Annotated in this window: 4 protein-coding genes; 3 read left to right on the top strand and 1 reads right to left on the bottom strand. The window is 72.6% G+C overall.

The window, feature by feature from the left end; genetic code table 11:
• Together QH283_RS17305 and QH283_RS17300 are read left to right on the top strand one after the other, a co-directional pair.
• Positions 1-257: FAD-linked oxidase C-terminal domain-containing protein (locus tag QH283_RS17305; RefSeq protein WP_280504026.1), on the top strand; the 257-nt coding region annotated here is incomplete at its 5' end.
• 40 nt (positions 258-297) lie between these two features.
• Complete coding sequence (locus QH283_RS17300; RefSeq protein WP_280504025.1) at positions 298-1167, top strand: sulfurtransferase; 870 nt, start codon at positions 298-300, stop codon at positions 1165-1167.
• A gap of 34 nt (positions 1168-1201) precedes the next feature.
• On the opposite strand, the gene QH283_RS17295 is transcribed toward QH283_RS17300, so the two are convergent.
• Entirely contained in the window at positions 1202-1960 is a 759-nt protein-coding gene (locus QH283_RS17295; protein ID WP_280504024.1) for a TetR family transcriptional regulator, read from the bottom strand.
• Positions 1961-2021: 61 nt separating this feature from the next.
• Here QH283_RS17295 and QH283_RS17290 point away from each other — a divergent pair.
• Positions 2022-2699: class I SAM-dependent methyltransferase (locus QH283_RS17290; RefSeq protein ID WP_280504023.1), on the top strand; the 678-nt coding region annotated here is incomplete at its 3' end.

Here is a 2699-nt window from a genome sequence, read left to right as displayed (position 1 = left end):
AGGCCACCCTCCCCCCTAGCGGCCCCCCGGCCGCCGCGCCCACCGACCGGGCCCCGGCGCCGGTGCAGGCGGCCGTCGGCGAGGTCTTCGCCCTCGCGCTGCGCCTGGGAGGCACACTGACAGGGGAACACGGCGTGGGTGTGCTCAAGCGCCCGTGGCTGGCCGACGACCTCGGCGACACGGCGCTGGAGCTGCACCGCTCGCTCAAGTCGGTGTTCGACCCGGCCGGAATCCTCAACCCCGGCAAGGCGATATGAGCACCGCCAGGACCGCACCGCCCAGACAGACAGGAACCCGATGACGACCCTCATCACCCCCACCGAACTCGCCGATCTGCTGGCCGGCGACGCGCCGGTACGGCTGCTGGATGTCCGCTGGGCGCTGACCCAGCCCGACGGCAGGGAGTCCTTCGCCGACGGCCACATTCCGGGCGCCGTCTACGTCGACCTGGAGACGGAGCTGACCGACCACTCCGTCACCGGTCGCGGCCGCCACCCGCTGCCCTCGGGCAGCGCCCTGCAGGAGGCGTTGCGCCGGTGGGGGATCGACGAGGGCGACACCGTCGTGGCCTACGACGACTGGAACCGAGCAGGCTCCTCGCGGGCCTGGTGGGTGTTGCGCGCGGCCGGCCTGCCCGATGTGCGCATCCTCGACGGCGGGTTCGGCGGCTGGCTCGAGTCGGGTGGCTCCGTCGAGTACGGCCGCGAGTACCGGCACGCCGACGACCGGATCGGCAATGTCACGGTCGCCCACGAGGACTTGTACGCGGGCGCGCTGCCCACGCTGAGCGCCGAGGAGGCGGCGCGGATCGCGGAAAAGGGCGTGCTGCTGGACGCCCGTGCGCCCGAACGCTTTCGCGGCGAGCTCGAGCCGGTCGACCCGGTGGCCGGCCACATCCCCGGTGCGGTGAATCTGCCGTCCACCAGCGTGCTCGACGACGACGGCGCCTTCGTCGCGCCGGAGAAGCTGCGCGCGCGCTTCGCCAAGCGCGGCGTGGAACCCGGTGCGGGGGCCGGTGCGCCGACCGGCGCCTACTGCGGGTCCGGCGTCACCGCGGCGGTTCTGGTCGCCGCCGCCGAGGCCGCGGGCATCGAGCTGGCGCTGTTCCCCGGTTCGTGGTCGCAGTGGTCCGCCGACCCGGACAACCCGGTCGCCACGGGGGAGTAGCGGCGCGCGGCCGGCCGTTCGCCGCGGCGGCCCGTCAGCGCAGCACCCGTAGCGCCGAACGCTCGATCCGGTCGGCGATGTCGGTGTAGGACTCGTGGCCCATTCCGGCCCGCATGAGCGCCCCGGCGTAGATCAGCTCCAGGGACTCGATCACCTCCGGGTCGGGGTCCGGTCCCAGCGCGGCGCTGATGCGCGAGCGGATGGCGAGCCCGATACGCAGGCGCAGATGCTGCACATCGGGATCGCGCCCGAGCAGCGCGCTGGTCACCGCGCCGGACAGTTCCGGCTCGTCGGCCACCAGCAGGGCGATGTCGCGCAGTTCGGTCACGACTCGCGCGACGCGAGCGGCCTCCGGCGTCACCGGATCGTGCGCCGTCGTGTCTGGTGCTGTGGCGTCTGGTGCTGTCGTGCCGGGTGTCGTCGTGTGCGGTGCCGTCGTCACGGGTGGCGTCCTGTCCGGGGTCGACGTGTCCGGTGCCGCCGGGTGCTGTGCCGCCGGGTCCGGCGTCGCGGCGTGCTGGGAGGCCTGCAACCGGCGCCAGAAGATCTCCGCGACCAGATGCTCCTTCGAGGAGAAATAGGTGTAGGCGGTGGCCGCCCCGACCCCGGCCTCGGCCGCCACGATCCGAATGGTCATGCCGCTGTAGCCCTCCCGCCCGAGCACGGCGAGCGCGGCTCTGGTCAGTCTGTCGACCGTGTCCGCCTGTTTGCCGCTCAGTCGCCGCCGGGTGGCCTCGAGCGGTCTCGGCTCGACCGGCTCGACCCCGAGCGAGTTGGAATAGCGTTCGGACATGTGTCTAGATGCTACTATCGGCCTTCTTGAACAGCAATATTCGAGGGAGCACGGTCGCTAGATGAGCCAGCAGGTCACAGGCACGCCCGGTACGGCATCCACCGGCCCCGGCGCCGGGTTGCCCGACAGCGAACTGTTCGAACTCTCCCGCGCGGTGCGCGGATTCCTCCCCGAGGACGAGGGGCTGGCCCTGCACGAGGCCGTGCTGCGCTACAGCGAGGGCGGCCCGGTCGTCGAGATCGGCACCTACTGCGGCAAATCCACCATCCTGGTCGCGGCGGCGGCACGGGCCCGAGGCTCGGTCGTCTACACCGTCGACCACCACCGCGGCTCCGAGGAGCACCAGCCCGGCTGGGAGTACCACGACACCACCCTGGTCGACCCGGATACCGGCTGCTTCGACACCCTGCCCGAATTCCGCCGTGCCGTCCTGCGCGCGGGCCTCGGCGAGACCGTGGTCGCCCTGGTCGGCTCCTCGCGGCAGCTGTCCTCGATCTGGGGCGCGCCGCTGGACTTCCTGTTCATCGACGGCGGTCACAGCGAGGAGGCCGCGCAGAACGACTACACCGGCTGGGCGAAGTTCGTCGCCCCCGGCAAGGCGCTGGCCATCCACGACGTCTTCCCGAACCCCGCCGACGGCGGCCGCCCGCCCTACCACAACTACCCCCCCCCCCACGCCAGCGGCGACTTGCGTGAAGTGGGCGCCCCCGGCGCGCGGCGCGGTCTCGGACCTGTCCGC

Origin of the sequence: Nocardia farcinica (assembly GCF_029867845.1) — a bacterium.
Lineage (GTDB): Bacteria > Actinomycetota > Actinomycetes > Mycobacteriales > Mycobacteriaceae > Nocardia > Nocardia farcinica_A.
The sequence above is the reverse complement of the archived record's forward strand: the minus strand, read 5'-3'. Positions and strand labels throughout refer to the sequence as shown.